This is a genomic window from Saccharopolyspora elongata (assembly GCF_004348985.1).
GTDB lineage: Bacteria > Actinomycetota > Actinomycetes > Mycobacteriales > Pseudonocardiaceae > Saccharopolyspora > Saccharopolyspora elongata.
The window spans coordinates 128,205-153,421 of record NZ_SMKW01000013.1; the positions used below are offsets into that span (position 1 = coordinate 128,205).

The 25,217-nt window shown below is 68.9% G+C and carries 27 protein-coding genes and 1 tRNA gene; 15 read left to right on the top strand and 13 right to left on the bottom strand.

Annotated features, from left to right (window positions below; genetic code table 11):
* Positions 1-195: 195 nt before the first annotated feature.
* Entirely contained in the window at positions 196-555 is a 360-nt protein-coding gene (locus tag E1288_RS12785) for a VOC family protein (RefSeq protein ID WP_132484574.1), read from the bottom strand.
* A gap of 107 nt (positions 556-662) precedes the next feature.
* Between E1288_RS12785 and E1288_RS12790 the strand changes: the two genes are divergently transcribed.
* Positions 663-1,946, top strand: a complete 1,284-nt coding sequence (locus tag E1288_RS12790; RefSeq protein ID WP_132484576.1) for an alginate O-acetyltransferase AlgX-related protein — start codon at positions 663-665, stop codon at positions 1,944-1,946.
* A 209-nt stretch (positions 1,947-2,155) separates the two neighbouring features.
* Here E1288_RS12790 and thpD read toward each other — a convergent pair whose 3' ends face one another.
* From thpD to E1288_RS12815, 5 genes are all read right to left on the bottom strand, one after another.
* Entirely contained in the window at positions 2,156-3,058 is a 903-nt protein-coding gene (gene thpD, locus E1288_RS12795) for an ectoine hydroxylase (RefSeq protein WP_132484578.1), read from the bottom strand.
* A 203-nt stretch (positions 3,059-3,261) separates the two neighbouring features.
* Positions 3,262-3,672 carry an ectoine synthase gene (locus E1288_RS12800; RefSeq protein WP_132484580.1) on the bottom strand — a complete coding sequence of 137 codons (411 nt, stop codon included), beginning with the start codon at positions 3,670-3,672 and terminating at the stop codon, positions 3,262-3,264.
* Between the two features lie 109 nt (positions 3,673-3,781).
* Complete coding sequence (gene ectB, locus E1288_RS12805) at positions 3,782-5,026, bottom strand: diaminobutyrate--2-oxoglutarate transaminase (protein WP_132484582.1); 1,245 nt, start codon at positions 5,024-5,026, stop codon at positions 3,782-3,784.
* An 80-nt stretch (positions 5,027-5,106) separates the two neighbouring features.
* On the bottom strand, positions 5,107-5,607 hold the full coding sequence (gene ectA, locus E1288_RS12810; protein WP_132484584.1) for a diaminobutyrate acetyltransferase: 501 nt from the start codon (positions 5,605-5,607) through the stop codon (positions 5,107-5,109).
* 402 nt (positions 5,608-6,009) lie between these two features.
* Positions 6,010-6,729, bottom strand: coding sequence for a S1 family peptidase (locus E1288_RS12815; protein ID WP_132484586.1), 720 nt, complete (start codon positions 6,727-6,729; stop codon positions 6,010-6,012).
* A gap of 395 nt (positions 6,730-7,124) precedes the next feature.
* Between E1288_RS12815 and E1288_RS12820 the strand changes: the two genes are divergently transcribed.
* Positions 7,125-7,322 carry an LPXTG cell wall anchor domain-containing protein gene (locus E1288_RS12820; protein ID WP_132484588.1) on the top strand — a complete coding sequence of 66 codons (198 nt, stop codon included), beginning with the start codon at positions 7,125-7,127 and terminating at the stop codon, positions 7,320-7,322.
* An 8-nt stretch (positions 7,323-7,330) separates the two neighbouring features.
* Here the strand turns inward: E1288_RS12820 and E1288_RS12825 are convergent, their stop codons facing one another.
* Complete coding sequence (locus E1288_RS12825; RefSeq protein ID WP_132484590.1) at positions 7,331-7,636, bottom strand: DUF3099 domain-containing protein; 306 nt, start codon at positions 7,634-7,636, stop codon at positions 7,331-7,333.
* A gap of 86 nt (positions 7,637-7,722) precedes the next feature.
* A complete protein-coding gene (locus tag E1288_RS12830) occupies positions 7,723-8,199 on the bottom strand; it encodes a DUF2127 domain-containing protein (RefSeq protein ID WP_132484592.1) in 477 nt (158 codons plus the stop codon).
* A gap of 183 nt (positions 8,200-8,382) precedes the next feature.
* Between E1288_RS12830 and E1288_RS12835 the strand changes: the two genes are divergently transcribed.
* Complete coding sequence (locus tag E1288_RS12835; RefSeq protein WP_132484594.1) at positions 8,383-9,474, top strand: chitinase; 1,092 nt, start codon at positions 8,383-8,385, stop codon at positions 9,472-9,474.
* Between the two features lie 268 nt (positions 9,475-9,742).
* Entirely contained in the window at positions 9,743-10,618 is an 876-nt protein-coding gene (locus E1288_RS12840; protein WP_132484596.1) for an NAD(P)-dependent oxidoreductase, read from the top strand.
* 51 nt (positions 10,619-10,669) lie between these two features.
* Here the strand turns inward: E1288_RS12840 and E1288_RS46875 are convergent, their stop codons facing one another.
* Positions 10,670-11,272, bottom strand: coding sequence for a TetR family transcriptional regulator (locus tag E1288_RS46875; RefSeq protein ID WP_165968084.1), 603 nt, complete (start codon positions 11,270-11,272; stop codon positions 10,670-10,672).
* 115 nt (positions 11,273-11,387) lie between these two features.
* Between E1288_RS46875 and E1288_RS12850 the strand changes: the two genes are divergently transcribed.
* On the top strand, positions 11,388-12,440 hold the full coding sequence (locus E1288_RS12850; protein ID WP_165968085.1) for an MBL fold metallo-hydrolase: 1,053 nt from the start codon (positions 11,388-11,390) through the stop codon (positions 12,438-12,440).
* Between the two features lie 115 nt (positions 12,441-12,555).
* Here E1288_RS12850 and E1288_RS12855 read toward each other — a convergent pair whose 3' ends face one another.
* From E1288_RS12855 to E1288_RS12865, 3 genes are read right to left on the bottom strand one after another with little or no spacing between them, the layout of a single operon-like run.
* Positions 12,556-12,855: a hypothetical protein gene (locus E1288_RS12855; protein ID WP_132484600.1), complete on the bottom strand. Its 300-nt coding sequence runs from the start codon at positions 12,853-12,855 to the stop codon at positions 12,556-12,558.
* Positions 12,856-12,857: 2 nt separating this feature from the next.
* Positions 12,858-13,088: a hypothetical protein gene (locus E1288_RS12860; RefSeq protein ID WP_132484602.1), complete on the bottom strand. Its 231-nt coding sequence runs from the start codon at positions 13,086-13,088 to the stop codon at positions 12,858-12,860.
* A complete protein-coding gene (locus E1288_RS12865; RefSeq protein WP_235883520.1) occupies positions 13,085-13,474 on the bottom strand; it encodes a hypothetical protein in 390 nt (129 codons plus the stop codon). The genes E1288_RS12860 and E1288_RS12865 overlap by 4 nt, the downstream gene beginning before the upstream one ends.
* 187 nt (positions 13,475-13,661) lie before the next feature.
* On the opposite strand from E1288_RS12865, the gene E1288_RS12870 reads away from it, so the two are divergent.
* Positions 13,662-14,507 carry a DUF5753 domain-containing protein gene (locus tag E1288_RS12870; protein ID WP_132484604.1) on the top strand — a complete coding sequence of 282 codons (846 nt, stop codon included), beginning with the start codon at positions 13,662-13,664 and terminating at the stop codon, positions 14,505-14,507.
* A 12-nt stretch (positions 14,508-14,519) separates the two neighbouring features.
* Positions 14,520-14,801 (top strand): DUF397 domain-containing protein, encoded by a 282-nt coding sequence (locus tag E1288_RS12875; protein ID WP_132484606.1) that lies wholly within the window; start codon positions 14,520-14,522, stop codon positions 14,799-14,801.
* A gap of 184 nt (positions 14,802-14,985) precedes the next feature.
* On the opposite strand, the gene E1288_RS12880 is transcribed toward E1288_RS12875, so the two are convergent.
* A tRNA-Thr gene (locus tag E1288_RS12880) sits at positions 14,986-15,058 on the bottom strand.
* A gap of 233 nt (positions 15,059-15,291) precedes the next feature.
* Between E1288_RS12880 and E1288_RS12885 the strand changes: the two genes are divergently transcribed.
* The 8 genes from E1288_RS12885 to E1288_RS12920 all read left to right on the top strand — a co-directional run.
* Positions 15,292-16,731: a threonine/serine exporter family protein gene (locus E1288_RS12885; protein WP_132484608.1), complete on the top strand. Its 1,440-nt coding sequence runs from the start codon at positions 15,292-15,294 to the stop codon at positions 16,729-16,731.
* Between the two features lie 150 nt (positions 16,732-16,881).
* Positions 16,882-18,315: an alpha,alpha-trehalose-phosphate synthase (UDP-forming) gene (locus tag E1288_RS12890; RefSeq protein ID WP_207954328.1), complete on the top strand. Its 1,434-nt coding sequence runs from the start codon at positions 16,882-16,884 to the stop codon at positions 18,313-18,315.
* Between the two features lie 135 nt (positions 18,316-18,450).
* The gene (gene otsB / locus E1288_RS12895) at positions 18,451-21,000 is read left to right on the top strand and encodes a trehalose-phosphatase (protein ID WP_132484612.1); all 2,550 of its coding nucleotides are present in this window, start codon (positions 18,451-18,453) and stop codon (positions 20,998-21,000) included.
* 308 nt (positions 21,001-21,308) lie between these two features.
* A complete protein-coding gene (locus E1288_RS12900) occupies positions 21,309-21,920 on the top strand; it encodes a DUF4178 domain-containing protein (protein WP_132484614.1) in 612 nt (203 codons plus the stop codon).
* A gap of 3 nt (positions 21,921-21,923) precedes the next feature.
* On the top strand, positions 21,924-22,361 hold the full coding sequence (locus E1288_RS12905) for a DUF4247 domain-containing protein (protein WP_132484616.1): 438 nt from the start codon (positions 21,924-21,926) through the stop codon (positions 22,359-22,361).
* Complete coding sequence (locus tag E1288_RS12910; RefSeq protein ID WP_132484618.1) at positions 22,358-23,323, top strand: hypothetical protein; 966 nt, start codon at positions 22,358-22,360, stop codon at positions 23,321-23,323. Before E1288_RS12905 ends, E1288_RS12910 begins: the two co-directional genes overlap by 4 nt.
* Positions 23,324-23,368: 45 nt before the next feature.
* Complete coding sequence (locus E1288_RS12915; RefSeq protein WP_235883521.1) at positions 23,369-23,782, top strand: DUF350 domain-containing protein; 414 nt, start codon at positions 23,369-23,371, stop codon at positions 23,780-23,782.
* 13 nt (positions 23,783-23,795) lie between these two features.
* A partial coding sequence (locus tag E1288_RS12920) for a polyamine aminopropyltransferase (RefSeq protein WP_235883522.1) occupies positions 23,796-25,217 on the top strand: 1,422 nt, incomplete at its 3' end.

Sequence of the window (25,217 nt, forward strand, 5' to 3'; positions counted from 1 at the left end):
CGCTTTCGTGCAAAACGCTATCCGGGCGCGGAGCGCCCGCCCAAGAATCCGGAGCACAAACTGCCCGAAGAGGACACCCCGCCTTCCCCTACGGCACCGCGAATGCGCTTTCGGCAGGTAGCGGCCCGTGAGTGGTTTGTGTCGCTATGACAACACAAAACACACACGGGCCAGGCCGGCGGAAAACGGTGTCGATCAGGTGATCGCTGCGCCGAGATGGATCTGGTTGTCGTCCGGGTCGGCGGCCGTGGCGATGCGTTCGCCCCAGGGCATGTCCTGGGGTTCCCGGAGGATCGGGACGCCTGCGGCTCGGAGGCGGCCCACCGCTTCATCGACGTCGTCGGTGTAGAGCCACAGGGCGAAATGGCGGCCCGGCCGCACTTCGGGATTCGCGCCGAGGCCGAGCTTGAGGGATTCCAGGCGGAGCGTGACGAATTCGGGTTCGCCTTCGGTGGGGAACCGGTATTGCGACTCGAATCCGAGCACATCGCAGTAGAAGCGCATCGCGCGGCCGAGGTCGGGCGTCGACAAGATCGGGAAGGCTTCGCGGAACATGCGCGGACGCTACCGCCGAACCAGGAAATTCCACCGCTGCGCACCGAGGCGCCGGGAATCCGCGAGTTCTGGGCCGGTTGCGGTGCGTGCCCGGTTAACGTGGTGCCGTGTCGCGGCAGGAGCATTCCGATCTTCCCCCGGTCCACGAGGCGTGGTTGCCGCGGGAACACCCGCTGCACCGGCCCCGGCACGGCAGGCGCCAGCTGGCCGCGCTGGTGTGCGCGGTGCTGTTCTTCACCGCGCCGGTGGTGACCTGGGTCTTCGGCGCGCGTGCCGAGCAGCTGGAGAACCGCCCGCTCGCGGCCTTCCCCAGCGTCACCGAAGGCTGGGGGTTCTTCACCGGGCTGAACGCGTGGGCCACCGACAACCTGCCGTTCCGCAAGGGCGCCGTGCAGTCGGTCGACGCGCTCAGCCGCGGCGTGTTCGGCGAGCCCGCGCGGCTGGCCGGCGGCTCGCACACCTCGCCGATAGGTGCCGGGCAGGTGGACGAGAAACCGCCGATCAACGAGAACGTGTTCCCCGCCGTCATCGAGGGCAAGAACGGCTGGCTGTACCTCGGCCACGACGTGGCGTACCGGTGCGTGCCGAAGCGGACCCTGGACGAGGTGATCGCCGGGCTGCGGCGCTGGCGCGCCGTGGTGGAGGCGTCGGGCCGGGAGTTCCAGCTGGTCATCGCCCCGGACAAGTCCACCGTCTACCCGGAGAACATGCCGGACGGCTACGCCGGGAAGGACTGCTCGACGCAGGTCCGCGACGAGTTCTGGCGCCGGCTGCCCGCCGCGACCGGCGCGGTGGACCTGCGCGCCCAGCTGCGCGAGGTCGCGGCGCGCAACCAGCGGCCGATCTACCACGACATCGACACGCACTGGACCCACGAGGGCGGCATCGCCATGACCTACCAGCTCGCGGAACGCCTGCGGCCGGGCGTGACGAGCAGCTGGCTGATCCGGCCGTCCCGGCAGTACCCGCACAGCGCCGACATCCCGGACCTGCTCGGGCAGGACCGGACCGTGCCGATCCAGGCGTACTCGCTGGCGCCCGACGGCGGGCCGGAGGACAACACGCAGTTCAAGCCCAGCGACTTCCACCAGCCGCTGCACCTGGAGTCGCCGGCGCTGCCGGGCGTGATCGACCGGCCGGTGCGGATGGTCGGCGACTCGTTCACCCAGTTCGCGAGCCCGTACCTGGCGGCGACATTCGCCGACATCACGGTCACGCACCCGGACAACGTCGCGCTGGACCCGGTGGCGGCGGGCCAGTTGCTGGCGGAAGGCGAAGTGGTCACCTTCGAGCTCTCGGAGCGCTTCGTGGCGGGAGGCCGCTACCCGATGCTCGACCCGGAGGTGGCCGACCAGGTCGGCGCGATCCTCGCAGCCCACCCCATCCGCTGACCTTCCGCAATGCGGACGTGCGCTTCCAGAATCCCGATTTTGCCTAAAATTGGGAACCGTCCCGACACGCCGTGGGTGAGTCGGGCTCCCAATTTTAGGCAAAATCGGAAACCCACCGGAGCCCGCAGAGAGGCCGCGTGGCGCACTGAGCCCACCCGAGGCTGTGGTGCGGGGCACCCGGGGTCGCAGGTGCCCCGCACTTCCGCCGGTCAGCGTTGGATCGGGATCGTTCTTCTGGAGGCGACGAAGTCCGGGCGGGGGTTGCTCGCCGCGAACGGCTCCACCAGCTCGTTCTCCACGCTGTTGAACACCACGAAGATGTTCGAGCGCGGGAACGGCGTGATGTTGTTCCCCGAGCCGTGCATGCAGTTCGAGTCGAACCACAGCGCCGACCCCGCTTGGCCCGTGAACTGCTCGATGCCGTGCTCGTAGGCCAGCTTCGTGATGTCGTCCTCCGTCGGCACCCCGATGCGCTGCTGCTTCAGCGACGACTTGTAGTTGTCGTCCGGCGTTTCGCCCACGCAGGACACGAACGTCCGGTGCGAGCCCGGCATGATCATCAGCCCGCCGTTGTACGGGTAGTTGTCGGTTAGCGCGATCGAGATGCTCACCGCGCGCATCGCCGGCATGCCGTCCTCGGCGTGCCAGGTCTCGAAATCGGAGTGCCAGTAGAAGCCCGTGCCCCGGTAGCCGGGCATGTAGTTGATCCGGCTCTGGTGCACGTACACGTCCGAGCCGAGGATCTGCCTGGCCCGGTCCAGCACTCGCGGATCGCGCACCAGCTCCGCGATCAGCTCGCTCATCCGGTGCACCTCGAAGATCGAACGGACCTCGTCGGAGCTGTGCTCCACGATGGTCCGCTCATCGGCCCGCACCGCCGGGTCCCTGGTGAGCCGTTCCAGCTCCTGCCAGTAGGTCTGGACCTCGGCTGGCGACAGCAGGCCCTCGACGACGTGGAAGCCCTTGGCCTGGTAGGCCGCGAGCTCTTCCGCGGTCGCCGGGCCGGCCGTCACGCCGGGCCAGACGGTGGGGTCCTCTCGCCGGATCAACGCCGGCTCGGCGCTCACCCGGGTCGGATAACGATCCTGGGTGCTCAGATCAGCGACGGTCATGGTTTGCGCCTCCTTCGCGAATTCCCGCCGGAGCGGTCGGTGCAGGTGGCACCGCCGCCAGTTCTCGGTTCCTCGGTTAGAAGCGGCGCACGTATGCGCCCGCAACTTCCCACGTCATCGCGTGGGAAGACCCGTCAACGCACGTGGCGGGCAACCACTTCCGGTTACCCGCCACGGGCGGTTCACAAGCTCGAACAGCGAATTCAGCCGGCGACCGGCGTCTCGTCGTCCTCCACGACCAGCGGGTACACGCCGTTCTCGTCGTGCACCTCGCGCCCGGTCACCGGCGGGTTGAACACGCACACCGTGCGCATGGTCGTCCGCGGCCGGACCTGGTGCTTGTCGTGGTTGTTCAGCAGGTACAGCGAGCCCGGCTTGAGCTGGTGGACCTCGCCGGTCGCCTTGTCCTCGATCTCGCCCTCACCTTCGGTGATGAAGACCGCCTCGATGTGGTTGGCGTACCAGAAGTCGTTCACCGTGCCGGCGTAGAGGGTGGTCTCGTGCACCGAGAAGCCGACCTTCTCCTTGGCCAGCACGATGCGCTTGCTGCGCCAGTTCTCCGTCTTGATGTCGGCGTCGGTGTCGTCGATTTCCGACAGGTGCCGGACGATCACAGTTCCTCCAGTGGATCAACTTGCAGTTCTGCCGCAGCGGAGCGAACGGTCCGTTCACGCCTCTTGGCGAGGCGAACGGTCCGTTCGCTCCACGACGCGGAGTGCCGGATCAGGCCAGCACAGAGTGGACCGAGTCGCGGATGATCTGAAGACCCTGCTCCAGTTCGTCATCCGAAACGGTCAACGGCGGCATGATCTTGATGACCTCGCTGCTCGGGCCCGAGGTCTCCACCAGCAGCTTGCGGTCGAAGGCCGCCTTGGAGACCTTGCCCGCCACGTCGGTGTCCTCGAAGCCGAGCCCGCGCGCCAGCCCGCGGCCCTTGGCCACCGCGCCGTACTTGGCGGCGAGCTCCTCGAGCACCTCGCCGACCCGCTCGCCCTTGGCGATGGTGGACTTCTCCAGCGAGTCGTCGGCCCAGTACTGCTTCAGGGCCTCGGTGGCGGTGACGAACGCCGGGTTGTTGCCGCGGAACGTGCCGTTGTGCTCGCCCGGCTCCCAGACGTCGTGCTCCGGCTTGATGAGGGTCAGCGCCAGCGGCAGCCCGTAGCCGCCGATGGACTTGGACAGGCAGACGATGTCCGGCTGGATGCCGGCCTCTTCGAAGCTGAAGAACGGACCGGTGCGGCCGCAGCCCATCTGCACGTCGTCGACGATCATCAGCATGCCGTGCTTCTGGCAGAGCTCGTAGAGCCCGCGCAGCCACGCCGGCCGCGACGAGTTGATGCCGCCTTCGCCCTGCAGCGTCTCGACGATCACCGCGGCGGGCTCGTTGAGGCCGCTGCCGCTGTCCTCCAGCATCTTCTCGAAGTACAGGAAGTCCGGGACCTGGCCGTCGAAGTAGTCGTCGTAGGGCATCGGCGTGGCGTGCACCAGCGGGATGCCGGCGCCGCCGCGCTTCATCGAGTTGCCGGTCACCGACAGCGAACCCAGCGTCATGCCGTGGAAGGCGTTGGTGAAGCTGATGATCGATTCCCGGCCGGTGATCTTGCGAACCAGCTTCAGCGCCGACTCCACCGAGTTGGTGCCGGTCGGGCCGGGGAACTGGACCTTGTAGTTCAGCCCGCGCGGTTCGAGCACGTTGTCCCGGAAGGTTTCCAGGAACGCGCGCTTGGCCACAGTGGACTGGTCCAGGCCGTGCGTGACGCCGTCGCGCTCGATGTACTCGATGAGTTTTCGTTTCAGCAGCGGGTTGTTGTGCCCGTAGTTGAGCGCGCCGGCACCGGCGAAGAAGTCCAGGTACCCGGTGCCGTCCTCGTCGTAGAGGTAGCTGCCACCGGCGCGGTCGAAGACCGTCGGCCAGGTGCGGCTGTAGCTGCGTACTTCCGATTCCAGGGTTGCGAAGATGTCGTTCACGATCCTCCGTTCGGCCAGGCAGCGCGTTGTGCGCGCGCCCGGCACTTCAAGAACAAGATTTCGTGCCAGGACGGCGGCCGTCAGGCTCCGGCGGCGGCCGCCGGAACGGGCTCGAAAGGCCCGATGCGGTACAGGTCCTCCCCCAGGTGCGCATCAGGGAACAGGTCGGCGGTGAACAGCTCGCTGCGTTCCAGGCCGGCCGAGCGCTTGCGCGCCAGCGCCGTGAACAGGTTGATCGATGCAGCGTTGTCAGCCGTGATCGTCGTCTCCAGGTACCGCACACCGCGCGGCAGCACGCGGTCCACCAGGTGGCCGAGGAGTCGGCCCGCCACGCCACCACCGCGCTGGGATGCATCGACGGCGATCTGCCACACGACGAGCGTGTCGGGGGCGTCCGGCCGGATGTAACCGGTCACGAATCCCACGACCGCACCGTCGGTGCGTGCCACCGCGGAGGTCTGCGCGAAGTCCCGGCACCACAACAAATATGCGTAGGACGAGTTCACATCGAGCACTGCCGAATCACGGGTGATTCGGTAGAGCTCAGGGCCGTCCGCGACGACCGGAGTATCGATCTCCAACCGTCCGGCTGAACCGCTGTCGCCATTCCGTTTGTCGATGTTATGGCTCGGTTTGTCGCCGGTCATGCTTTGCCAACTTAACAGAACATCCGTAACGCGTCAGGCTCCCGACGCGATAACTATCCGTCTACCAGGAGAGACACGATTTTACACGTGAGAAGCACTACACAAACGTTGCAATGCGCTTCGGCGCGATGCTACCGATCGTCTTCGGATTGCTAGATCAATCCATTCAGTGCGGCTTTGACCTGCGCAAACGCTGAATTCCGCGGCGCCGTCGGGATGCATCAAGAAGAAGTTCTCAGATAGTCCGAAAAACTGCTCGGATCGGGTGAACATCAATGCACAAGCGGTCCGCCCGGGGCCTGGAGGCACCCGGACGGACCGCTACGCGATCTTGATCTACACGCCCGCGATCGACTGGATCCAGTCGCGGTACTCGGTGATGTTGGTGTAGGCCGTGTTCGACTGGCGGTCGCTGGTCGAAGCCACGCCCACCTGCACGTTCCCGGAGAACATCGGGCCGCCGGAGTCGCCGCCGGCCGGGATGCCGTCGCCGCGGGTGGCGCACACCGCGGTGCCGCCGCGGTAGTCGCTGCACGCGATGTCGGTCACGTTCACGTCGGCGACCTTCAGGATCCGCGACTGGCACTGGATCTCGGGCTGGTCGGTGCAGGTCGCGCCCCAGCCGTAGGTCTGCACGGTCTGGCCGACCTGGACGTCGCCGACCGAGCCCAGCGGGGCGTACTCGGTCTGGACCGCGTGGTCGATGTTCACCAGCGCGAGGTCGGCGGAGTCGTGGGTGTGGACTCCGCCGGGCTTGGCGTTGGCGCGCTCGCCCTGCGTCTGGTCGACGTTGCCGATGTTGAAGCTGAGGGAACCGCCGCCGGCGACGCAGTGCTCGGCGGTGAGCACCCACTCCGGGGCGATGATGGTGGCGCTGCAGTTCTCCTGGCCGTTGGCGAACAGCCGCGCCGCCCAGGGTGCGCTGTCCACCTCCCGGCCGTCGATGATCTTGGTGGAGACGTCCGGCGACGGCGTCTCCGCTTGGGCCGGGGCGGCGAAGGCGGCGACGGCCAACACTGCTCCGGCGAGTCCGGCGAGGTTTCGGGCGAGCGACACGCTGATCTCCTTCGGTTCACGAGGGCACAGCTGGTTCGAACCGAGAGGAGACTCTTCACTCGATCGAGTGAAGATGTCCATCGCTTGAGCACAATTCGCCAATTGCTGGTGAAAGATCGAAATTGATCAAGATGTCCGGAGGTCGCGGAAGTCGGGCCGCCGTCGCGAATTCCCGTATTTCGCGGATCCGCGAAACGCGATCGGGATCGATTCCCTTTTCGCCGGAGCGGGTCGGGCTCGCGGGGCCCGGCGTCGGGCGGGCGCTGCCGAACCGCGCGTGATCGCATCCGGCTGACGGGCTTGCGAGCTGAAGTGATTGCCCCCGCAATGGGGTATGTCAGCTGGTCAGCAATGTCCTATTAGGACATCTACGCTGCCCCGCGTGATCAGGAACGTTGCACGGGCGGCAGCCGCTGCCCGGCGGCGGTGACGGTATCTGCGGCGGTGACGGCGGATCGACGTCGAACCCGCACCACCTGGCGACCACCGGTTCACCGGCAGGTCCGCTGACGATCGTCGGCGCTGCGCTGCTGCTGGCCGGGATCCTACTGCTCCTGGTGCTGCGCAAGCGCCGGGTCGGCGACGAGTCCTGACGACGACGTCAAATATCGATCTGGTCGTGGTGGCGGTCCTCGATTTCGGGGCTGCCACCACGCTTTGCGCGCGGCCTGTCGCGCCGGGACGCGCGGTCGTTGGCGAGGACGACGGCGATCCACGGCAGCGCGCCCGTGACGACCACGATGCCGATCGCCAGCAACCAGAAGTGCGCCAGCAGCCCGGCGGCGGTGAAGCCGACCAGGTGCACCACCATCAGCACGGCGTAGACCCGCTTGCGGTGCCGCTGCTCGTCGTCGAGGGACGGTGCCGCATCGGTGATCAGCACGGCCTCGTCGCGCCGTCGTCGCATGGCCCACCTCCGGAGCCGGCTCCGCAGTTTCAATTGAAACTGCGGAGTTCCCGGTGCTTCCAGCGTGGCGCAGTTCGACGGCCCGGTCACTGGTTCCGGCGGCGCAATTCGAGGTATTCGCGGAGCACGAGCACGATGATCGCCACGTCCAGCGCCGCGAACAGCGGCAGCACCACCGACTTCGTCTGCACCGCCCGCAGCACCTCGAAGACGACGAACAGGCCCAGCGCCACCATCGCCACCGGGTACAGCGGCATGATCTTGCCGAGCAGGCCGATCACCAGGCCGATCTTGATGACGCCGTGGGCGATCAGGTAGGTGATCACGAACGTCCGGTTGCCGCCGGCGAAGTGCTGCAGGGCCTCCTCGAAGTGCCCGGCCAGCGGCCCGGTCGGCGGGCCCAGCAGGTCCCGCGTGACGACGGCGTGGGCGAGCCGCGTGATGGTGTTGGGGGACAAGAAGATCAGCAGCACCCCGGCGATCAGCTGCACGGCGCCGTCCAGGCCCTTGAGCAGCACGGCGACGCGGAAGAGCTTGTCGGTCAACGTGGTTCGGGTGCCCATGGCGCCATCATGCGGCCCCGGGCCGGGCCCGGCGATCTCGCGCGACTTTCGGTCAAATTGGTAAATACCACTTTTCCTGCAATCTTGTTTCCGGCCGCGAAATTTGTCATAAAAGTTCTTGATGGCGAACGGATGAACACCGGACCAATTGCGGAATTGGTCCTGTCGCGAAGGGATTCGGGAATGAGCGGTCGGACGAAACGTCTGCTGAGAACCGGGCTGGTGGCGGCGTTCGTCGCCGCGTTGTCGATCCCGCAGGTCGCGGCAGGGACCGAGGCACAGCCGGTGGCGAACGCCGCGAACCCGGTTCCTGCGGCCGAGACGTGCCCGGTGAAGTCGAAGCCCGCGGGCAAGGTGCTGCACGGCTACTGGGAGAACTGGGACGGCGCGGCCAACGGCGTGCACCCGCCGTTCGGCTGGACGCCGATCACCGACCCGGCCATCCGCGAGCACGGCTACAACGTGATCAACGCGGCGTTCCCGGTCATCCGCTCGGACGGCACCGTCCTGTGGGAAGACGGGATGGACAGCACGGTGAAGGTGGCCACGCCTGCCGAGATGTGCGAGGCCAAAGCGAACGGGCTGACGATCCTGATGTCGATCGGCGGCGCCACGGCGGGCATCGACCTGTCGTCCAGCGCCGTCGCCGACCGGTTCGTCGAGACGGTGGTCCCGATCCTGCAGAAGTACAACTTCGACGGCATCGACATCGACATCGAGACCGGCCTCAGCGGCAGCGGCAACATCAACGAGCTCTCGCCGTCGCAGGCCAACCTGATCCGCATCATCGACGGCGTGCTCGCCAAGATGCCCGCCAACTTCGGCCTGACGATGGCGCCGGAGACCGCGTACGTCACCGGCGGCAGCGTGACCTACGGATCGATCTGGGGCGCGTACCTGCCGATCGTGAAGAAGTACGCGGACAACGGCCGGCTGTGGTGGCTGAACATGCAGTACTACAACGGCAGCATGTACGGCTGCTCCGGCGATTCGTACCAGGCGGGCACGGTCGAGGGCTTCGTGGTGCAGACGGACTGCCTGAACAACGGCCTGGTCATCCAGGGCACCACGATCAAGGTGCCCTACGACAAGCAGGTTCCCGGCCTGCCCGCCCAGCCGGGCGCGGGCGGCGGCTACATGTCGCCGGGCCTGGTGGCCCAGGCGTGGAACAACTACAACGGCGGCCTGAAGGGCCTGATGACCTGGTCGATCAACTGGGACGGCTCGAAGTCCTGGACCTTCGGCAACAACGTCAAGTCCCTGCAGGGCCGCTGACGGTTGGGCTCGGGCGGGGCGCCGTTTTCGCGCGAAACCGTCATCTGGCACGCGTGGGAATGGCGTTTTCGCGCGAAACCGGCGCCTGCGGGACCTGGACGCAGGTCCTACCCGGATGGCCGGTCGGCGCGGGGCATGCGCCGACCGGCCACCCGCTCGCTCATCACTTCCCAGAAAGTAAGTACCCCACTAATTAGTCGGTACTTGTGGGCCTCATCGGTTGCGGAAACGATTCCGGCATCGGAAGAAGCACCGAGGAGTGTCGAAGTTGAGCAACGAAAAGAATTCCCGAGTAAGCCTTCTCGGTCTGGGCGCCATGGGCGGCGCGCTGGCCGCCGCGGTCGTCGAGGCCGGGTATCCGACCACGGTCTGGAACCGGTCGGCGGGCAAGGCCGACGCGCTGGTCGACCGGGGCGCGGTCGCCGCCGGATCGGTTCGCGAGGCGGTGGCCGCCGCGGACGTGGTGGTGGCCTGCCTGTACGACGCGGCTTCGGTCCACGAGGTCCTCGACCCGGTGGTCGACGAGCTCGCCGGCCGGACGCTGGTCAACGTCACCACGACCACGCCGGAGCAGTCCCGGGAGTTCGCGGCCTGGGCCGCCGGGCACGGCGTGGTGTACCTGGACGGCGGCGTCATGGCCGTCCCGTCGATGATCGGCCGGCCGGGGTCGTCGATCCTCTACAGCGGGTCGGTGGCCGCCTTCGAACAGCACCGGTCGCTGCTGGACCTGTGGGGCGAGAGCGCCTACTTCGGCGAGGACGCCGGGGCGGCGTCGCTCTACGACCTCGCGCTGCTGTCGGGGATGTACGTGATGTTCGCCGGATTCGTGCACGGTGCGGCCATGGTGGCACCGGCTGGGGTGTCGGCGGGTGACTTCGCCGAGCGGTCGGCGGCCTGGTTGTCGGCCATGACCGGTGGGTTCGCCGGGTTCGCCGCCGTGATCGATGGCGGTGACTACACCGTGGAAGGGCAGCAGAGCCTGGAGTTCTCCAGTCTCGGCGACATCATCGACGCCAGCGCCGCCCAGGGCATCAGCACCGAGGTGATCGGCATGGTGCAGAACCTGATCCAGCGCCAGATCGACGCCGGGCACGGCAAGGAGGGCTTCGCCCGCATCATCGAGAGCATCAAGCACCCGAGCTGAGCGGTCCTCCGAGTCGTGAGTGGGAATTCCGGTTCTTACCGGAACGATCACTCACGACTCGGGGTGGTCCCGGGGCTGGAGCAGCTGCTGGGCGAGGGCGACGAGGAAGGCCCGGTGGTCGGCGCGTTGTTCCGGGGTGTTCGTGGGCTCACCGGCGATCATGGTGGCGAGCTGGGGGACGTACAGCGTCCACTCGGCCATGCCGATCAGGAGCAGCAGGATCCGGCGGGGGTCGAGCCCCGGGTCGACGTGGCCCCGCCGTTGGGCTTCGGCGATGGCGTCCACCTTGACCTGGTAGCTGGCCGAGCGCCTGGCGTGGTTGGGCGCCTGGTTCGCCGGTAGCGACAGGGCCTCCCACTGCACGAGGCGAACGAGTTCCGGGTGGGCGGCGCAGTAGTCGAACAGTTCGCCCACGAATTCGGGAATGCGGTCGGCGTGCAGCTCGACCTCCCCGGCCAGCCGGTCGAGTTGGTCGGCGAGCACGATGCCGAACAGCTCCCGCTTGTCGCCGAAGTGGTCGTAGATCGCGCGCTTGTTGGCTTCGGCCCGCGTCGCGATGCGGTCGATGCGCGCGCCGCTGATGCCGTGCTCGGCGAACTCGGCGACGGCGGCGGCGAGGATCCGCTTCTTGGTGGGCGTGGCGTCTCGAGGCATGGCATGGGCAGTCTGCCAAAGTCGTATCGAACGAACCAGTTCGTTTGGTACGCTCCCGCTCAATTTGATCAAGGCGGGCCGCAGAAGCCGCCGCCCGCAATGGGGAGGACCGACCATGTGCACATCGTGTGCCGCGCCCGCCAACGGCGTGAGCCGGAGGAACGTGCTGCGGACGACAGTGGCCGCCGGATTGGCCGGTACGGCCGCGCTCACCGCCGCGTGCTCGGGGCCGGCGCCGAACGCCGCACTGGCGGCGGTGTCGGGACCGAGCGGCCGCAGCGGGGTGCACCTGCGGTGGCTGGGCATAGCGGGCTGGGAGATGTCCTTCGACGGGCACCGGCTGCTCATCGACCCGTACCTCACGCGCCAGAAGTACGCGGGCCCCGACGGCCGGATGGACATGCGGTACCCGCTGGAGGTCAACTCGCGGATCATCGACTGGGTCATCGACGATCACCTGGGTGGTGCGCCGGAGTTCATCCTGCTCACGCATGGGCACTGGGACCACCTCGCCGACGTCCCGTCGCTGCTGAACCATCCGAAGTGGACCGGCCAGCGCATCCGGGTCCTCGGCGGCGAAACGCACCTGAACCTGGTGCGCGCGATGGGAATCCCGGTGGCGCGCGAGGCCGACCTGGTGCTGGTCACCGGCGGCGAGCACCTGCGCTTCCCGCTGCGCAGCCCCGAACAGCCGCGCCCCGCGTACACCATCGAGGTGTTCCGCAGCCTGCACAGCCAGTTGGGCGGCTACGGCTTCGCTCCCGCCGGGACCCTGACCGCGCCACCGAAGAAACCGACGACGGTCGGGGAACTGGTCGAGGGCGGCTCGCTGGGCTACCAAGTCACCGTGGGAGACCGGCTGCGCGTGATGTTCCTCAGCGGCACCGCGAACTTCGTCGAGCGGGAGGTCGCCGGGGCCAGGCCGGATGTGCTCGTCCTCGGCTCCAGCGGCAACGCGGCGGTGCACGACTACTTCGAACGCGTGCTCGAGGCGCTGGGCTGGCCCCGGATCGTCGTCCCCTGCCACCACGACGACCTGGTGACGGCCCTGGACAAGCCGGAAGTGCACGACAGCGTCAACCGCGAGGTCGTCGCCACCCTGCAGAACATCCTCGGAGACCGGGGCCGGGTCCTCGACCCACGCCACCTCGAGCAATTCCAGCTCTGACCGGTCTCCCGGCGAATGGCGGTGCTGGGTGGCCGGTCGGCGCGGGGCCTGCGCCGACCGGCCGTCCGCTCGATGCCTCGGGGTCGGGGGGAGGCGGCATCGGGCGGAGTCTCGGTCACGCCGTTCGGCGACGGGGATTCGCCTTGTGGCGCAACCAGGTCCGGAGCTGGGCGGCCACGTCGGTCTCGTCCGCCCAGTCGTGACCTATGTGGACGGTGTCGATCGGGTGGGCGTCGTCGGGGGAGCTGCCGATGTCGCCGCGATGGACGGTGAAGTAGCCCGCGCCGCGTCCCCAGCGGATGGTGTAGGCCTCGGTGGGCGAGAGTCGTTCGACGCGCCAGGCCATCGGCAGGAACCGATTCGGCTTGGTGTGCTTCACCCGGACCACGCGCGGTGGCTTGGAATTCGCGGCCATGGCTACACCGCCACCCGGAACAGACCCGGATCGCGCAGCGCGTGCCTGCCGTAGCAATCCGTTGACACCTGGTCGTTTTCGACGCGCGCGATGAGGCGCTCGACGGTCAGCGCACCGTCGCCGGAGCCGGAGTGCTGACCGGTCGGCTCGCGTCCGTGCAGCCGGCACAGTGCGATGACCAGCACGGCGAGGCCGGGCACGTATCCCGCGAAGAACCACAGCAGCCAGGTCATCCCAGTCCTCCGTTCCGAAGCAGGTCATCGCCGGGAAGCCACAGCGACCGCGACCGTGCCAGGCTCGGCGCGCCGGGCGAACCGTGCGGCGGCAGCTCAAGCAACGCGCGGACGGCTTCGGCGACCGGCCCGTACCGGTGCCAAACCGCTTGCGGGGAGCTGCTTTCCAGGTCCTCGACGCGGAACCGCGCCGCGAGCGCATCGTCGGCCGAACTCGCCCGGAACATGTCCATCGCCCCGTGTGCGATCCGAAGTCCTTGCAGGACAAGGACATCGTCGAACCGAGGAAGGTGCAAGAACCGGAACCCGGCCAGAACGCTCGCCCGCAACGCATCCAGATGCGGAACCAGCCAGGGATCGGGCCTCATGTCGTTCGCTACCAACACTGTCTCCCCTCGCGATCCGCCCGCCGTCGCATCTGCCCCAGTTACCTCGGCGGACTCAGCTGAACCAACAGTGACGCCAAACTACAACTTGCAATTGCAGGTTTGATATTACCTGGACGGGCGATCTTGTGGATGCCCGAGATCGGGCAGGGCAAGATGCGACGCGGACAGACGACGAGAGGGAGCGATGGTTACTCCGGAGAACAACCCGGCGGTTCGGCGTGTCCAGCTGGGCCTGCTGCTTCGCGAACTCCGCGAACGGAACGAGATCAAGCCCAAGGTGATCGCGGACCGGCTCGACTGGTACTCCGGCAAGCTCACTCGTGTTGAGAAGGGCGAGCTGACGATCGCCGCGGCCGAGATGGATGTCCTGATCGACCTGTTCGGCGTGGTGGATGCGGATGAAGCTGAGAAACTCCGTCGGCTGGCGTCGGATGCCCGCAAACGGGACCGTCCAAGCCGCGTTCCTGACTGGGCGAGGACCTACACGGCGCTGGAAGCCGCCGCTGCAGAAGTCAAGGCGTACAAGGTCGATCTAGTGCCAGGGATCATGCAGACCGAGGACTACGCGCGTGCAGTTCTTTCGACGTCCCTGCTCACGCCATCGTCGGAGATCGATGAGCGAGCAGCCGAACGCACCCAGCGCGGCGAGATGATCGTGCGCAACGATGCCCGCGAGATCTCGGTTGTTCTTGGTGAAGGCGTCTTGTGTTGCGAGGTCGGCGGCCGGGACGTCCTACGCGCGCAATTGCGGCGCATTCGCGAGCTGGCCGACCTTCGGCACGTCACTGTTCAGATCTTGCCGTACAGCCGAGGCGAGCACGTCGCCATCGGTACTCCGTTCACGGTGCTCCACCTTGCTGACCCGGTCGCGACCTACGCGTGCCTCGAAGGCTTGACCGATGCCGATTACCTGGATCGTCCAAGTCACACCAACGTGTACGTTCAAGCTTTCGATAGGCTCAGAGTTGCGGCGCTCGATGACAGGGAGTCAGCGCGGCTACTCGAACAACGAGCCAACGAGCTTGAGTGAGGGAGCAGTGCCATGCGTGCCCCTGACCTGGGACCGGTGACCTGGCGGAAGTCCAGCTACAGCAGCGGGAACGACAACTGCGTCGAGGTCGCCGGGCTTCGCGACTCCAACGCTGTGTGGCGCAAGAGCAGCCGGAGCAACGGTAGCGGCGGCGTCTGTGTCGAGGTTGCTTTCGTTTCCGGCGCGACTGCGGTTCGCGACTCCAAGGACCCGAGTGGCCCCGCGCTGGTCTTCGACGCGCGTTCGTTCGACGGCTTCCTCGGCAAGGTCAAGGCTGGTGGGTTCCGCCGGTAGGTGGTCGTGAGTGGTTTGGATCGTCATAGCGATCCAAACCACTCACGAGGCATGAGCTGCCGGAACTTCAGGTCCGGCCGTTGGAACGAATGCGCCCCGCTCGGCCGATGCCGGGCGGGGCGTTGTTGTGCTGCAATCGACAGATCGTCTGATTTCGTCAAAAGCGCAGGTCAGGTACCGTCGGAGCCGCTGAGGGGACTCGAACCCCTGACCGTCCGCTTACAAGGCGGGCGCTCTACCAACTGAGCTACAGCGGCATGCACTTCCGTCGTGCGGGGACATCGTATGCGTCCATCCGCCCGGGGTGGAAAGCGGCCGCGCGATCGGCGCCGGGTGGTGACTCCCGGTGCGGTCGACGACTGGCCGGAAATCAGTGATGGACGACACAGATTGGGAGTGCAACGGTCGGCTCATGACAGGCGATGCCCGAGGGGAAGATCAGGCACGGCGGCCCGTTCGCAAGACGGCCCGGCAGGAAGGAAGACCAGCAGTGGGAATCACGCACCGCGCCCGCGGTGTGCTGCGGCGGCGCGACCCGGAACTGACCATGCCGCCCGGGACTCGCAACGTCGTCTACGGGCCGGCTCTGCCCGACGAATCCACCGTCCACCTCGTGCTCGACCTCGGGCTGCGCATCGGCGAGGTGCAGATGGCCAGCGGGGCCGGCGCCTCGGACGTGACCGCGACGATCATCGCCGTCGTCACCGCCTACGGTCTGCCGCACACCGAGGTCGACGTCATCTACACGTCGATCACGGTGTCCACCTACCGAGGCACCGACCTGCCGCCGATCACCTCACTGCGCGTGGTCCGCAACCGCTCCCTCGACTACACGCGCCTCGCCGACGTCGAGGAGCTGCTGCGGCGGATCACCGCCAACGAGCTGACCGCCGCCGAGGCCTACGCCGAGCTGGACCGGATCACCACTGCTCCGCACCCGTTCCCCCGCTGGGTCGCCACGCTGTCCTGGGCCGGCATGGCCGCCTCGCTGGCCGTGCTGCTCGGTGGCGGCTCCACCCCGCTGCTGCCGCTGGTCGCCGCCGGATCGACCGCGCTGGTGGACCGCGTCGGGCGGTTGCTGAACAGGCGCGCGCTGCCGTTCTTCTTCCAACAGGCCGTCGGCGGGGCGATCGCCACCGCGGTCGCGCTGGGCTGCTACGCCACCGGCATGCTCGACAACGCCGCGTTGGCGATCGCGGCGAGCATCATCGTGTTGTTGTCCGGTATGACCGTGGTCGGTTCCATGCAGGACGCCATCACCGGCTACAACGTCACCGCGGCCGGACGGATCGCCGAGCTGGCCCTGATGTCCGCCGGCCTGATCGCCGGCGTCGTGCTTTCGCTGTACATCGGCTTGCGCATCGGCGGCGAGTCCGTCGGCAGCCTGGACGCGCAGAGCCTCGGGCGTGCCGAAGTGCTGGCACCGGCCCTGCACCTGCCCGTGCAGATGCTCGCCGGTGCGTCCACGTCGGCATGCTTCGCGCTCGCCAGCTACGCGCCGCCGCGGCCGCTGCTCGCGGCCGGGATCGGCGGTGGCGTGGCCGCGGCGGTGCACTCGCTGCTGACGCTGATCGACGTGCACACCGTGCTCGCCGGCGCCGTGGCGACGACCGTGGTCGGATTCATCGGCGGGATCATCGCGCGGCGGCTGCGGATCCCCGCGCTGGTGATCGCCGTTTCCGGCGTCGCGCCGCTGCTGCCCGGATTCGCGACCTACCGCGGCCTGTACGAGCTGTCCGTGCTCGGCAGCCCGACCGGCGTCGCCACGCTGATGCTCGCCGTCGCCACCGGACTCGCGCTCGGCGCCGGCGTGGTGCTCGGCGAATATCTCGCGCAGCCGGTCCGCTCCCGGCTCGGTAGGTTGGAACGCCGGTTCGCCGGGCCGCGGATGTCCGGCCCGCTGCGCCCCGCCAACCGCCGGATCGACTGATCGGTTGCGGGTCTTCCGGCGGCGTTCCGACGGGCCGGACGACCCACGGGCCGACCGACCCGGTTTGCACCACACGCAGCACGCAGCAGCAGGCTAGATTGGCTAGCCTCGCGACAGGTGGCCGACACGGCGGGAGGAATACCGGTGAGCATGGGCAGCACGCCCGATCGAGCGGACTTCGTCGTGGTCGCGAACCGGCTGCCGGTGGATCTGGAACGCCTCGACGACGGCACGGAACGCTGGCGGCACAGCCCCGGCGGGCTGGTCACCGCGCTGGAGCCGTTCCTGCGCGCCCGGCGCGGCGCGTGGGTCGGCTGGCCCGGCGTCGCCGACATCGAGGTCGAACCGTTCAGCGACGACGGCCTGCAGCTGCACCCGGTGCCGCTGTCGGCGGACGAATTCGCCGAGTACTACGAGGGATTCTCCAACGCCACGCTGTGGCCGCTGTACCACGACGTGGTCGTGCCGCCGGTGTACAGCCGCGCCTGGTGGAACGCCTACCGTCGGGTCAACAAGCGGTTCGCGGAGGCCGCCGCCGCGGTCAGCGCCGAAGGCGCGACGGTGTGGGTGCAGGACTACCAGCTGCAGCTGGTCCCGGCGATGCTCCGGGAGCTCCGGCCCGACCTGCGCATCGGGTTCTTCCTGCACATCCCGTTCCCGCCGGTCGAGCTGTTCATGCAGCTGCCGTGGCGCACCGAGATCGTGCGCGGGCTGCTCGGCGCCGACCTGGTCGGCTTCCACCGGCCCGGCGGCGCGCAGAACTTCCTGTGGCTGGCCCGCCGGCTGGCCGGCTTCGAACCCAGCCGCGGCCAGGTCGGCGTCCGCTCCCGGCCCGGCGTCGTGCAGGTCGGCGACCGCACCGTGAGCGTCGGCGCGTTCCCGATCTCCATTGCCGCCGCCGGGCTCGACAAGCTGGCGCGCACCAAGGAGATCCAGCAGCGCGTGAAGACGCTGCGCGCGGAGCTCGGCAACCCGCGGAAGATCATGCTCGGCGTCGACCGCCTCGACTACACCAAGGGCATCGACGTGCGGCTGCACGCGATGCACGAGCTGCTGTCCGAAGGCCACATCAAGGCCGAGGACGTCACGATGATCCAGATCGCCACGCCCAGCCGGGAACGCGTCGAGCACTACAAGCAGATGCGCGAGGACATCGAGCGCGAGGTCGGGCGGATCAACGGCGAGTTCGGCCGCGTCGGCCACCCAGCCGTGCACTACCTGCACACCTCGGTGGACCGCAAGGACCTGGTGACCTTCTACTGCGCCGCCGACGTCATGGTCGTGACGCCGGTGCGGGACGGCATGAACCTGGTGTGCAAGGAGTACGTGGCCTGCCGCCACGACCTCGGCGGCGCGCTGGTGCTGAGCGAATTCGCCGGTGCTGCGGCAGAACTCACGAGCGCGTTCCTGGTGAACCCGCATAACCTGGACGGGGTCAAGGACGCGTTGCTCGCGGCCCTCGACATCGACGAGGCCGAAGGACGCCGTAGGATGCGCGCACTGCGTAGGCAGGTGCTCACGCACGATGTCGACCGCTGGGCGCGGTCGTTCCTCGAAGCGTTGGGCGCACCGCTCGTGGAGTAGCCGCGAGTAACCGGTCCGCAACACGGACGGCCCGGCCTCAGCGATACTTGTTCGAACCGCTCGCCGTCGACGGTCACCACCGTGACGCGAACGGGATCGATCCACAAACGACTTGACCGCGCCCCCCTGAGGAGTATGGCGTTGACCGCCGAAGCCCTTCCTGCCGAGCTGCGCCGCGTGATCGTGCAGCTCGCGCGGACGCCTCGACTTCTGGTCGCCTGCGACTACGACGGCACCCTCGCCCCCATCGTGGCGGACCCCACCCAGGCCAAACCGCTACCCGAATCGGTGCACGCCCTGCGGTCGCTGGCCGCGCTGCCGGCGACCACCACGGCGGTGATCTCCGGCCGCGCGCTGCGCGACCTCGCCACCCTGTCCCGGCTGCCCGCCGAGGTCTACCTGGTCGGCAGCCACGGCTCGGAGTTCGACGTCGGGTTCGTGCACGAACTCGAACCCGAAGCCACCCAGCTGCGCACGGAGCTGCAGATCGCCCTGCAGGACATCGTGCGCGGCAAACCCGGCGTCACGCTGGAGAACAAACCCGCCAGCGTCGCGGTGCACGTCCGGCGCGCCGAAGCCGAGGTCGCCGAGGAGGTGCTGGACACCGTCCGCACCGGCCCGGCGGCCTGGGAAGGCGTGCAGGTCACCGAGGGCAAGGCGGTCATCGAGCTGGCCGTGGTGCAGACCGACAAGGGCAACGCGCTCGACGCGCTGCGCCACCAGGTCGGCGCCACCGCGGCCATCTTCCTCGGCGACGACGTCACCGACGAGAAGGCCTTCGCCCGGCTGCACGGCCCCGACCTGGGCATCAAGGTCGGCGACGGGGACACGCTGGCGACCTACCGGATCGACAGCACCACCGAGGTCGCGACCGTGCTCGCGTTCCTGATGGAGGAACGGCGCACCTGGCTCTACGGCGAGCAGGCCCCGCCGATCGAGCGGCTGACGATGCTGTCCAACGAGCGCACCGTCGCCCTGGTCACCCCCGACGCGCGGATGACCTGGATGTGCCACCCCGGCCCCGACTCGGCCGCGGTGTTCGCCGACCTGCTCGGCGGCCCCGGCGCCGGGCACTTCACGATCCGCCCGCAGGGCGGCAACGGCGCCCAGCGCAGCCCGCTGCCGCTGGGCCAGCGGTACGTGCCGAACACCATGATCGTGGAAACCCGCTGGTCGCGGCTGCTGGTCACGGACTACCTCGCGCACGGCACCGACAGCCACCGCACCGACCTGGTGCGGGTGATCAGCGGCGGCGTGCCGGCGGCGGTGGAGTTCGCGCCGCGCCCCGAGTTCGGGCAGGTGCCGGTTCGGCTGACCGCCGAGGCCGGCGGGCTGCGGGTGCAGGGCACCGCCGAGCCGATGGTGCTGTACTCGCCGGGCGTGCAGTGGGAGATCAGCTCCGACGGCATGCACGAATCCGCGCACGCGGTCGTCGACCCGCGCGAGGACAACCCGGTCGTGCTGGAGCTGCGCTGCGGCACCGACGACCTGTCGTCGGCGGACACCGAGGTCGAGCGCCGCGACGTGGCCGACCGGTACTGGTCGGAGTGGATGAAGACGCTGTCGCTGCCCGACGTGGAGCGCGACCTGGTCGCCCGCTCCGCGCTGACGCTGCGCGGGCTGTGCAACACCGACACCGGCGGGATCATGGCGGCCGCCACCACCTCGCTGCCGGAGGAGATCGGCGGCGTCCGCAACTGGGACTACCGGTACTGCTGGCTGCGCGACGGCGCGATGACCGCGCAGGCGCTGGTCACGCTCGGCTCCACGGACGAGGCCGAGGCGTTCCTGAACTGGCTGCACCGGGTGCTGGAGACGCTGCCCGGCCCGGAGCGGCTGCACCCGCTGTACACGCTGCAGGGCACCGGGCTCGGCCCGGAGGCCGTGATCGACAGCCTGCCCGGCTACGCCGGATCGCGGCCGGTCCGCGTCGGCAACCTCGCCGACCAGCAGGTGCAGCTGGACGTGTTCGGGCCCGTGGTGGAGCTGATCGCGCACCTCGCGCAGGCCACCGGCCGGATCCGGGACGTGGACTGGGACCTGGTGAAGGCGATGGCCGAGGCCGTCTCGCACCGCTGGTTCGAGCCCGACCACGGCATCTGGGAAGAGCGCGACGTGCCGCGCCACCACGTGTACTCCAAGGTCATGTGCTGGGTGACGCTGGACCGCGCGGTGAAGCTGGCGACCGCGTACGGCCGTGAGGCCGACCCGTCGTGGGCGCCGCTGCGCGACCAGATCGGCCAGGACGTGGTCAAGAACGGCTGGCACCCGGACGTGCAGGCGTTCACCACCGCCTACGAGGGCTCGGACCTGGACGCGGCGTCGCTGCACGTCGGGCTGTCCGGGCTGATCGACCCGTCCGACGAGCGGTTCCAGGCCACCGTCACGGCGATCGAGGCGGAGCTGCGCAGCGGGTCCACCGTGTACCGCTACCGCCGCGACGACGGGCTGCCCGGCGACGAGGGCGGCTTCCACCTGTGCGCGGCCTGGCTGATCGAGGCGTACCTGCTGATCGGCCGCCGCACCGAGGCGGAGGAGCTGTTCCAGCAGATCGTCGACACGGCCGGTCCGACGGGGCTGCTGTCGGAGGAGTACGACCCGATCGCGGAGCGCTCCCTGGGCAACCACCCGCAGGCGTATTCCCACCTGGGCCTGATCCGCTGCGCCCAGCTGCTGTCCGCCTAGTCCCGCGACCTGAACGGCCCGTTCGCTCTTGGAGGCGAACGGGCCGTTCGCCTTGTTGTGCGGCGGGAACGGTCCGTTCGCTTCGGCCTGGTGGGTGAGGTGAACGGGCCGTTCGTCTTGTTGTGCGGCGGGAACGGTCCGTTCGCTTCGGCCTGGTGGGTGAGGCGAACGGGCCGTTCGCCACGTTCGGCGCGCCGATTGGTCCGTTCAACGTTCAACTGGTCACGATTTGGGCGATTGATGTCATCACGTCGGGGGTGGGCTAATACGCTCTGTGCCGGACGCTCGCACGAGGGGAAGGCGGACGGGTGAACGGACTGACCGCAACGCTGATCGTCGTGATCATCGTGCTGATCGTCGTCGCGGTGGTCGCCGTGATCATGGGGGTGCGGGCCAAGCGCTCCGCCGCGAAACCGGAAACCCGGGCAGGCGATCCGTTCCACACCGGTGACCAGGACTCGCTGCGCGGCGACCCGCGGGCGCTGAAGGCCGGCGACATCGTCGAGGTGCGCGGCGGCACCTACACCGTCCGCGGCACCGTCCGGCTCTCCGAAGGCGGCTGGACCTGGGCGGAGCACCTGCTCGACGACGCCAAGGGCGGGCAGGTGTGGCTGGCCGTGGAAGAGGACCCGGACCTGATCCTCTCGCTGTGGACACCCGTCGCCGACGCCGGCGAGCCCGGCCCGAAGACGATCGACTTCGGCGGCCGCACCTACCACTCCGAGGAAGCCGGCAGCGCCGAGTTCCGCAGCGAGGCCACCACCGGCCTGGCCGAGCAGGGCACCGTGCGCTACCACGACTACGAGGCCTCGGACGGATCGATGCTGGGCTTCGAGTCCTACGGCGGCGCCGACTGGGAAGCCAGCAGCGGCGAAGCGCTCAGCCGCTACGACGTGCTCATCTACCCGACGGCGGACTGACCGGTGAAACCTCGCTTCTGGTTCGCGATCGCCGGCGCCGCCGCGGTATTGGCCCTGATCATCGGGCTGGTGACGATCTTCTCCACCGGCACCGGGCCGCACGGCTACGTCGCGAAGAACTACACCCGCGCCGCCCACCTCGACCTGTCCGGCGACTCCGACAACCGGGCCTACACCAGCCCGAAACCGCCGAGCGTCGTCGCCGCCGAGATCACCTCGAAGTGGCGCCCGCAGTCCCAGTACGCCGACTCGTCGGGCATCTACCTGCGGTACTCCGGCGACGCGGTGATCATCCAGCCGCAGGCGCCCGGCTCGGTGATCCACCTGATGGACTCCGACCGCGCCTACCGCCGCTACCACAGCCACGTCGGCGGCGTCTGGGGCTGGAGCAGCCCGCACGGCGAGAGCTTCCGCGGCCGCGGGCCGGGAGCGGGCAAATGAGCGGCAAGAAGATCGGGCTCGTCGTGACCGCGGGCGCCGTCATCGCCGTCGGTCTGGCGGTCGCCGGGACGATCGGCGGCGAGTCCGCGCAGAACACCTTCACCTCGGAGGAAACCACCTACTACCTGGACGGCACGAGCTACTCGGGGCCGCCGATCGAGCGGTTCACCCCCGCCGATGCGCAGCAGCTCGCGCAGCGGCTCGCGGAGGCGGAGCGGGCGCACGGGGTGTGCTTCGGCTGGAAGCTGGTCGACGGCTCGACGGAGCAGTTCGACCAGGGCTCCAGCCGCGGCCCCGGCGTCCCGGCCGACAGCTGCCCGCGCTGGGCCGAGACCCAGGTGTTCGTCGCGGCCGGCGACACCGACGACGACGTCGACGCGGCCGACATCAAGGTCGCGGCGTCCGGCGACCTCGACGCGCAGCTGGACGCGGACGACTTCGTGAACCTCGGCGTCACCGCCGACTCGCTGGCCGCGGAACCGGTGACCGCGACCGGGCAGGCCGCGCTCGGATTGCCCTTGCTGCTGGTGGAGAACGGCGTGCTGACGGCGCCGCGGGCGACCGAGGACGCGTCGGGCACCGCCTCGGTCCCGCCGCTGCCGAAGGGCGATGGCTCCGGTTCGGACTGGGTACCCTGGACGTGGCTCGGCGGGCTGGGCGTCGTCGTGGTGCTCGGCCTGCTGCTGGGCTTCCGGGCTCGTGCGAAGCAGAAGTCCACATCGGACACTCCGCCCGCGCCGCCAACGCAGGGCGGCCCGCCTGGCCCGCAGGGCCCGCCACCGGGTGGATCGCAAGGGCCGCCGCCTGCACCGCCGTTGCAGGGACCGCCGCCGAGCGGACCGCACCCGCCGCGAGGACCCTCGACGCCGGGGCAGCAGGGGTGGCCTCCGCCGCCCGGAGGTCCGCGGCAGTCCTGGCCACCGCCGCCGCAGGGGCCGCCGCCGGCAGGTCCCCGTCGCTGACCGCACCGAACACGACACCAGAAGGGCCTCACCTTGCTCCAGGAAATGCTCGCCGGCCTGATCGCCGCCGTCGCCTACGGGGTGGTCGGCGTGGCGATGATGGCGCTCGGCTACGTGCTCGTCGACCTGGCCACGCCGGGCAAGCTTCGCGATCTGATCTGGGTCCAGCGCAACCCGAACGCGGCGTTGCTGCTGGTCTCCGGCCTGATCGGGGTCGGGATCATCCTGACCACCGCGATCGTGGGCAGCGCCGACGACCTGATCGCCGGGCTGATCGACACCCTTGTCTTCGGTCTCCTCGGGCTCATCCTGATGAGCCTGTCGTTCCTGCTGATCGACGCGGTCACGCCCGGCAAGCTCGGCGACGAGCTCTCCTCCCCGAACGTGCACCCGGCGACCTGGGTCTCGGCGACCACGCACGTGGTGATCGCGGTGATCATCGCCGCCTCGATCTGGTGATCAGCGCGTGTCGGTGAGTGCCGAGCCGGCGGTTGAGCCCGCCGGTCCGGTCAAGCCGCGCGGCAGGGTCGCCCGGACCGCGGTGCTGGTGGCCGTTTTCATCTGCGCCGCCTGCGGTCTGGTCTACGAGCTGGCGCTGGTCGCGCTCGGCAGCTACCTGATCGGCGACACCGTCGGCCAGGCGTCGATCGTGCTGTCCCTGATGGTGTTCGCGATGGGCGTCGGCGCGCTCGCCGCGAAACCCCTGCAGCGCTGGGCGGCTCCGGCGTTCGCGGGCATCGAGCTGCTGCTCGCGCTGCTCGGCGGGATCAGCGTGCTCGGGCTGTACGCCGCGTTCGCGTGGCTGAGCCTGTACATGCCCGCGCTGATCGCCACCGCGCTCGTGCTCGGCGTGCTGATCGGCGCGGAGATCCCGCTGTTGATGGTGCTGCTGCAGCGGATCCGGCGGCAGGACGCGGGTTCCGCGGTCGCCGACCTGTTCGCGGCCGACTACGTCGGCGGTCTCGTCGGTGGGCTGGCGTTCCCGTTCCTGCTGCTGCCGCTGTTCGGGCAGGTGCAGGGCGCGTTGCTGGTCGGCGTGGTCAACGCCGCCGCCGGCATCGGGCTGGTGCTGACCGTCTTCCGCCGGGAGCTCTCCAAGCGCGCGACGTTGCTGCTGACCGGGGCGACCGTGCTGGTCGGCGGCGTGCTCGTTGGGGCTTACGCGTTCGCCGACGACTTCGAGGTCACCGCGCGCCAGGCGCTGTACGCGGACCCCGTGGTGCATTCGGAGCGCACGCCGTACCAGGACGTCGTGCTGACCGAGTCGGTTTCGCTGAACGGGAACAGCGATACCCGGCTGTACCTCAACGGAGACCTGCAGTTCAGCTCGATGGACGAGTACCGGTACCACGAGGCGCTGGTGCACCCGGCGATGGCCGGGCCGCGGGAGCGGGTGCTCGTGCTGGGCGGCGGCGACGGCCTGGCGCTGCGAGAGGTGCTGCGGTACCCGGATGTTCGCGAGGCCACCCTGGTGGACCTGGACCCGGCGGTGCTGGAGCTGGCGCGCACCGATCCTCGAGTGTCCACTTTGAACAAGGACGCCTTCGCGGACCCGCGGGTGCGGGCGATCGCGGCGGACGCCTTCAGCTGGCTGCGGGACAACCGCGAACGCTACGACGTGGTGCTCGTGGACATGCCCGATGCGGACTCCACGGCGACGGCGAAGCTGTACTCGACGGAGTTCTACGGCCTGGTCCGGCACGCGATGTCGGAGAACGCGCGAGTGGTGGTGCAGGCGGGGTCGCCGTTCTTCGCGCCGAAGGCGTTCTGGTGCATCGAGTCGACGATGAGGTCGGCGGGCCTGAACACGGTCCCGTACCAGATCGCGATGCCCAGCTTCGGCGAATGGGGCTTCCACCTGGCCAACGCGACCCCCACTCAACCACCCCCAACC

Bases quoted from the DNA above. Each gene is read 5' to 3' on its own strand.
- E1288_RS12785 (WP_132484574.1), bottom strand. From the start codon at position 555: ATGTTCCGCGAAGCCTTCCCGATCTTGTCGACGCCCGACCTCGGCCGC.
- thpD (WP_132484578.1), bottom strand. From the start codon at position 3,058: ATGACCGTCGCTGATCTGAGCACCCAGGATCGTTATCCGACCCGGGTG.
- E1288_RS12825 (WP_132484590.1), bottom strand. From the start codon at position 7,636: ATGCGACGACGGCGCGACGAGGCCGTGCTGATCACCGATGCGGCACCG.
- E1288_RS12830 (WP_132484592.1), bottom strand. From the start codon at position 8,199: ATGGGCACCCGAACCACGTTGACCGACAAGCTCTTCCGCGTCGCCGTG.
- E1288_RS12835 (WP_132484594.1), top strand. From the start codon at position 8,383: ATGAGCGGTCGGACGAAACGTCTGCTGAGAACCGGGCTGGTGGCGGCG.
- E1288_RS46875 (WP_165968084.1), bottom strand. From the start codon at position 11,272: ATGCCTCGAGACGCCACGCCCACCAAGAAGCGGATCCTCGCCGCCGCC.
- E1288_RS12850 (WP_165968085.1), top strand. From the start codon at position 11,388: ATGTGCACATCGTGTGCCGCGCCCGCCAACGGCGTGAGCCGGAGGAAC.
- E1288_RS12855 (WP_132484600.1), bottom strand. From the start codon at position 12,855: ATGGCCGCGAATTCCAAGCCACCGCGCGTGGTCCGGGTGAAGCACACC.
- E1288_RS12860 (WP_132484602.1), bottom strand. From the start codon at position 13,088: ATGACCTGGCTGCTGTGGTTCTTCGCGGGATACGTGCCCGGCCTCGCC.
- E1288_RS12870 (WP_132484604.1), top strand. From the start codon at position 13,662: ATGGTTACTCCGGAGAACAACCCGGCGGTTCGGCGTGTCCAGCTGGGC.
- E1288_RS12875 (WP_132484606.1), top strand. From the start codon at position 14,520: ATGCGTGCCCCTGACCTGGGACCGGTGACCTGGCGGAAGTCCAGCTAC.
- E1288_RS12890 (WP_207954328.1), top strand. From the start codon at position 16,882: ATGGGCAGCACGCCCGATCGAGCGGACTTCGTCGTGGTCGCGAACCGG.
- otsB (WP_132484612.1), top strand. From the start codon at position 18,451: ATGGCGTTGACCGCCGAAGCCCTTCCTGCCGAGCTGCGCCGCGTGATC.
- E1288_RS12910 (WP_132484618.1), top strand. From the start codon at position 22,358: ATGAGCGGCAAGAAGATCGGGCTCGTCGTGACCGCGGGCGCCGTCATC.
- E1288_RS12915 (WP_235883521.1), top strand. From the start codon at position 23,369: ATGCTCGCCGGCCTGATCGCCGCCGTCGCCTACGGGGTGGTCGGCGTG.